The sequence below is a fragment of the Promicromonospora sp. MEB111 genome, assembly GCF_030209445.1.
Classification (GTDB): Bacteria; Actinomycetota; Actinomycetes; order Actinomycetales; family Cellulomonadaceae; genus Promicromonospora.
Window position 1 is genome coordinate 142182 of the sequence record NZ_JARVSD010000002.1, and the last position, 6288, is coordinate 148469.

2 protein-coding genes and 1 pseudogene are annotated in these 6288 nt (G+C 72.1%); 2 read left to right on the plus strand and 1 reads right to left on the minus strand.

Annotated features, from left to right (window positions below):
- Positions 1-252: 252 nt before the first annotated feature.
- Positions 253-3069, minus strand: a complete 2817-nt coding sequence (locus QRN56_RS01865; protein ID WP_285100769.1) for a CLIPPER-2 domain-containing protein — start codon at positions 3067-3069, stop codon at positions 253-255.
- A gap of 371 nt (positions 3070-3440) precedes the next feature.
- Here QRN56_RS01865 and QRN56_RS01870 point away from each other — a divergent pair, with 371 nt between their 5' ends.
- A complete protein-coding gene (locus tag QRN56_RS01870) occupies positions 3441-5222 on the plus strand; it encodes a M15 family metallopeptidase (protein ID WP_285100770.1) in 1782 nt (593 codons plus the stop codon).
- A 681-nt stretch (positions 5223-5903) separates the two neighbouring features.
- Positions 5904-6288, plus strand: a pseudogene (locus tag QRN56_RS01875) (hypothetical protein); the annotation flags it as partial.

Sequence of the window (6288 nt, forward strand, 5' to 3'; positions counted from 1 at the left end):
CGGCGTTTCCCCTGCTCAGGGCTGCACCAGTGCTGGTTCGTCAGGAGTTGGAGCATCGTTTCTCATGAAGTATGCGACGGCACCATAAGCCATTCCGCAAACCCTTGGAAAGGGCTGTCCGGTCCGGCCTGATACCGCCGACCAATAAAGCGAGAATTGCCCGGAATGGCGCGCTGCTCCGTAGTGCACGACATCCGGCCGGCAGCGGCCCCTCGCCCCGCCGCGCGGGCGGCGGGACGAGGAACCCGACGATCAGCTCGTCGTGCGGCGGCGCACCACGACCAGGAGCGTGGCACCGGTCAGCAGGAGCAGTGCCGCGAGGCCTGCCGCCCAGCCGAGGTCAGCACCGGTCGAGGCCAGGGCACCGCCCGCACCGTCCGGGGCCGGCGGCGCGGGGGCGTCGTCCGGGTCCACCGGCACCTTCGCCGTCGACGGCGGCGAGGTGGGCGGCGGGGTGTCCCCCGGCGGGGTGCCGGTGGCCGTGGCCGTGTTGGTCAGCTCACCCGTGTCCAGGTCCGCCTGGGTGACCTTGTACGTCGCGGTGCAGGTCACCGACGCGCCCGGCGCGAGGTTCGCGGCGTCCGCGGGGCACTCGACCGGCGACAGCTCACCCGAACCGGAGAAGTCCGAGTCGTCGACCGTGACGTCGCGGAGCACCACGTTGCCGGTGTTGGTCACCTTGAAGCTGTAGGTGACCTGCTGGCCCACCGTCGTGATCCTGTCCGTGTCGGAGGTCTTGACCACCTCGATCCCGGGCGCAGGGGTGCCCGGGATGTCGTGGGTCGACGGCGGAGACTCCGGCGGCGGGGTGCCCCCCGGCGGTGTGCCCGTGGCCGTGGCGGTGTTGCTCAGCTCGCCGGAGTCGAGATCCACCTGCGTGACCACGTACGTGGCCGTGCAGGTCACCTGCGCGCCCGGCGCGAGGCTGGCGGCCTCGGCGGGGCAGTCGATCGCCGACAGCTCACCCGAGCCCGAGAAGTCCGAGTCGTCGACCTCGATGTCGGTCAGCGTGACGTTGCCGGTGTTGGTCACCGCGAAGCTGTAGGTGATCTCCTGGCCCACCTCGCTGATCTCCTCGGTGTCCGAGGACTTGACCACCTCGATGCCGGGCTCCGGCGTGCTGGGGATCTCGACGGTCGACGGCGGCGACTCCGGCGGCGGGGCGTCGCCCGGTGGCGTGCCCGTGGCCGTGGCCGTGTTGGTCACCTCGCCGGCGTCGACGTCCGCCTGCGTGATCACGTACGTCGCGGTGCAGGTCAGGGAGTCCCCGGGCGCCAGGACGACGTCGGCGGGGCACGCCGGGACCGGAGCCTCGCCCGTACCGGTGAACTCGGTCTCGTCGACCGTGACGTCGCTCAGCGGCACGTTGCCGGTGTTGGTCACCTCGAAGGTGTACGTGATCTCCTGGCCCACGGTGTACGACTCGGGGCCCGACGGCGTCGCGGACTTCACGACCTCGATGCCGGGGTCCGGGGCCTCGGTGGGCGTGCTCGTCTCCGAGGGCGGCGAGCCGATCGGGGTGTCCGTGCCGGGCGGGGTGCCGGTGGCGGTCGCCGAGTTGTCGACCGAACCCGCCTCGACGTCCTCGTCCGTGACCACGTAGGGCTCGTCGGTCGTGCAGGTGACGGTGTCTCCCGGAGCGACCGAGGTCGCCTCGCAGGTGATCGCGCCCACCTTCGGGTCGTCGATCGCCAGGTCGTCGATCGCGACGTCGCCGGTGTTGGTCACCTCGAACGTGTAGGTGATGGTGTCGCCGGTGTCCGTGATCCCGTTCTCGTTGACGTCCACGGGCTCGCCCGCGGTCTTGACGAGACCCAGGCTCGGGTCGCCGAACGTCACGGTCGAGGGGTTCGGGTAGTCCAGGCCGATCGCCGAGATGTTGTCGGCGTCGTTGGTGAAGCTGCCCGCCTCGTCGGAGGTCACGTTCACCGTGATGGTGCACGAGGCCATGCCGGCGTCCAGGTTGCCGGTCGCCGACACCGCGGTGCCGCCGGCCGGGGCGGTCACGTCACCGGCCGGGCACGTGGTGGCCACGGCGGTCGGGTCCGCGATCGTCAGCCCCTCCGGGAGGGTGTCGGTGAACGACCAGCCGTTCTTGGCGGCCAGGTCGCTGGTGTTCGTGACGGTCAGCGTCAGGGTGGAGACGCCGCCCGTGGCGACCGACGTCGGGCTGAACTCCTTGTCGAGCTGCGGCGTCACGTCCAGCACGCGGATGTTGTCGTACGCGCCGTCGTTGCCGCCGCCGTTGCCGTTCTCGTTGCGCATCACGATGCCGAACGAGCCGCCGGTGACGAGCGTCGAGCCGTCGGCGGGGAACCGCCCACCGGTCACGAGGCGCGTCGTGCCGTCCTGGGTCGGGGAGTTGTACGACGTCCCCCGGGGATCGGTGCACGGGTCGATCGCCGCGCTGGACACGGGGATCTCCGCACCCTCGCCGTCGACGAGGTAGAAGCGCAGCTCGGGGTGGGTCGCCTGGCAGTTCTGCGCGACCGCGTCCACGGAGAAGGTCACGTACCGGCCCTCGGTCGTGAGCGTCAGCGGGTCGGCCGTGCGGAACTGGACCTCGTTGTCCGCGGAGCTGCCAGAGGTGTACGACGCCGCCGCAGCATTGCTCACCGGGTCGGAGCCGTTGACGGTGCCGAGCGCGTACGGCAGGGCCGTCAGCGAGGTGAAGACCGCGACACCGAAGGTGTCGGGCTGCGCCCCGCTGCAGTCGCCCGCCACGCGCGGGCTGGTCTGGTTGATGATGAAGCCGTTGCAGGCGTTGCGGTTGACCCAGAACGGATCGGCCGAGTAGGCCGTACCGTCAGCGCCGGTGTAGTCGGTCAGGAGCACGTTCGAGTCCGCGGCCCGGTTCTCGAAGTCCTCGACGAAGAGGACCGTCGGCTCGCCGGGCACGCCGGGGTTGCCCGGCGCGGCGACCGCGCTCGGCGTGACCGCCGTGAGCGAGGTGGCGACCAGAGCCGCCCCGACCAGGCTGAGCGCCGCCAGGGCTGCCGGGACCCGCCCGCGTCGTCGCCTGAACGTCCCGCCCCGGGTGGTCCTCGTCGTCGGCCTTCGTACTCGCATCTGTATTTCCCCTCGCTCACGGGCCACAGGGCCCGTATCCAGTACGGCGAGTTCAATGCCATCCCCTCGACGCGCGATCACCACTCAGGGATCAAGAAATCACCAACCGAATCACCAACTCGCTGGCGTTTTTCACCCGTTCCACGACGTCTGACATGGTGACGAGGGGGTGAGCAGCTCGTTCGCCGGGCAGGGCCGGGCACCGCGAAGGCCGAGGCAAGGCAGTCACGCCCCGGGAACGGCAGCGAGGCCAGGACGCCGTGGGCGTCACCGCGTGCGCCTCGCCGACTCGTGATATTTCTTTGTCTGCCACGCAGGACTTCTTTACCCGCCGAGAGGCGAACCGCAGCACCGAACCGAGGGAGCGACGCGTGCAGGAGCAGGCGAACGAGCTGGTGTCCCCCGTCTACGGCCCCGACCGGCGCAGGGTTCTGCGCACCACCTGGGCGGGCGCGATAGCAACAGTGACGGCGGGAGGGCTGTTGTTCGCGGCAGCGCCGGCCGTCCCGGGGACGCACGGTCCCGGGGACGGCCGGGACCGGGCGGCCCGACACCAGGGGCTGATCGAGGCCGCGCCGGCCGCCCGCACCGGGACCACACCGCGGCACGTGACGCCGGAGCAGATCACGGCGGTCCTCGCCCGCGCCGACGAGCAGGCACGGCGAGATGGTCCCGACCTCAGCCCGGCGGTCGCCCAGGCCGCCGCCGAGCTCGGCATGCTCTACACCACGTACCTCATGCAGGAGCTCGCGTTCGGCGAGTCGACCGACGGCCTGCGCGTCCAGGACGCCCCGGTCGCGCGCGCGGTCAGGGACGACGACGGCGCGGGGACGACGTCGGTCACGGAGGCCCGCGCGGCCGCGATCCCGGTGTCGGACGAGCACGGCGCGGTGCCGCCGGCCGCCGAGCCGGAGGGTGAGCCGGGGGCGACGTCCGCGGAGGCCGTTCTGGAGGCGACGTCGGCGGGCGAGGCGGACCTGCCCTCGGGCCGGATCACCTATCACCAGGTGGTGCTGGCGGCGGTGCGGCTCGCGAACCTGCTCGACCCGTCAGTGGCCAGCACGCTGGTCGAGGTGGAGGCCACCGGCGAGGACCAGGAGTCGTCGGGCGGGACCGACGACGCGCTCGGCGCCCACGACCACGCCGTCAGCACGCTGCGCGAGAGCCTGCTCGACGTGGTCTCGGCGTTCGGCACCTCGACCCTCGAGTACGCCAACGGCCGCATCCCGGCCGACGTGCTGTGCCCGCTGGACTTCGCGCCGAGCCACCTGCTGCGCTGTGACGCCGCGGAGCGGCTGGCGGCTCTGAACGGGGAGTTCGAGGAGGAGTTCGGACACCCGATCCCGATCACCGACTCCTACCGGTCCTACGTGCAGCAGGTGGCCGTGGCCGGCGCCAAGCCACACCTGGCGGCGGTCCCGGGCACGTCCAACCACGGGTGGGGCCTGGCGGTCGACCTGGGTGCGCCGATCTCGGGCGGGAGGTCCCCGGAGTACGTGTGGCTGCGGGTGCACGGTCCGGACTACGGCTGGGACAACCCCTCGTGGGCGCGTCTCGACGGCGCCAAGCCGGAGCCGTGGCACTTCGAGTTCTTCGCGGCGGGCTCGGTGCCCAACCGCGCGATCGACCCGTCCGACGTCGGCCGGTGGACCTCGGGCGACGCTTCCGAGGACGACGGCCCGCGGTACGAGGCCGCGGCCGACGCCCGGTCGACGGACCGACCGGCCGCGGAGAAGCCGCGCAAGCCTGTGGCCATGCCGCCGGACGAGCCGCGCGAGCCCGGGACGAAGCAGCCGGCCAAGCCCGGCCCCAAGCCGAAGCCGAGCGACCCGGCCCCGAAGCCGTCGCCCAGGCCGACCGACCCGTCGCCGAAGCCCACGCCGTCGCCTACGCCGTCGGACCCTGGCGTGCCCTCGCCGTCCCCGACCCCGTCGCAGCCGGCGCCTAGCCCGACGCCGACGCCGACGCCGACGCCGACGCCGAGCGATCCTATGCCGACGCCGAGCGCGCCGGAGACCTCGCCCAGCCCGGCGGCGGAAGCTACCCCGAGCGGCAGCGAGACGCCGACCTCGCCGGTGCCGTCGTCCAGCCCTTCGACAACGCGTGACTCGCTGCTGGGCCTGGCCGAGGAACTGGGCCTGACCGACGACTAGACGGTCGATTCCATGGGGTTAATGGTCGTAGGCGGGTCAGGCTGTGGCGGCTGTGGCGGCTGTGTGCTGGTGCGGCGATGCCTGTCCTGCGCCTGGACGCCCTGCGACTCGGTAGTGCCGAGCTCTCGATATGCGGCCGCCCGGCATCCCGATCGCCCCGCGTCCCGGGGCGGTGGGGCGGTGGGGCGGTGGGGCGATTCGCGCAACGGGCGTGGCTCGGAGCGCTGGTGGGACCGCTCGCCTCACCGGTGACACGCGCGCGCTCGTCTCGACCTTGTGCTGGCCAGTGCTCTGCTGGCCGGTGCCGTACTGGCCGGTGCCGTGCTGGCCGGTGGGGCGTGTCTGAGGTTTCCGTCCCCGCGACGGATGCCTGGCGTGATCGACAAGACGGACGGCAGATCTGGGCCGCCAGCCGCCGAACTCCAAGACCTGCCCACAAGGGCGAGCAGCCGATTCTGCTGTCGGCAGATCGGGCTGGTTCCGCGAGCGGTGCGAACGGGTGTGCCATATGTTGATGACATGACGCGAACGGGTGAGGTGCTGACGGCGGCAGGCGGACAGCCTGCTCGATCGGTGCTGCCCGACGGCACGCCGCCGCGCGGTGGTGATCCGCAGCGCGGTGGCACCGGGGCGTCTGGTGCGCTCGCGTCTGTGCCCGGCGGGGTCGTTGATGTGGCGGGTGTGCGGGCGGTGCGGGAGTTGCTGGCGGGCATGATCCTGCCCGGTGCCACTGACACCGGGCCCGGTGTTCTTGTCTCCGGTGCGGTGCAGGCCGAGTGGGTGGACCTGCTCGGTGAGCTGGAGGCCGTGAAGAACACGGTCACCGCGACCCAGGCACGGCTCACGGTCGCGTTGGACGAGGCAACCCGTGCCGAGGAGGGCCGGCAGAGCATCCGGTCCGAACGGCGCGGACGCGGTGTGCCGAACCAGGTCGGTGCCGCGCTGCGGGTGAGCCCGCACGCCGGGGCCGGGTTTGTGAGCACGGCCCGGGTCTGGGTCACGCAGATGCCCCACACGTTCAACGCGCTGCGCTCGGGGGTGTTGTCGTCGTGGCGGGCCACGCTCC

Bases quoted from the DNA above. Each gene is read 5' to 3' on its own strand.
- QRN56_RS01865 (WP_285100769.1), bottom strand. From the start codon at position 3,069: ATGCGAGTACGAAGGCCGACGACGAGGACCACCCGGGGCGGGACGTTC.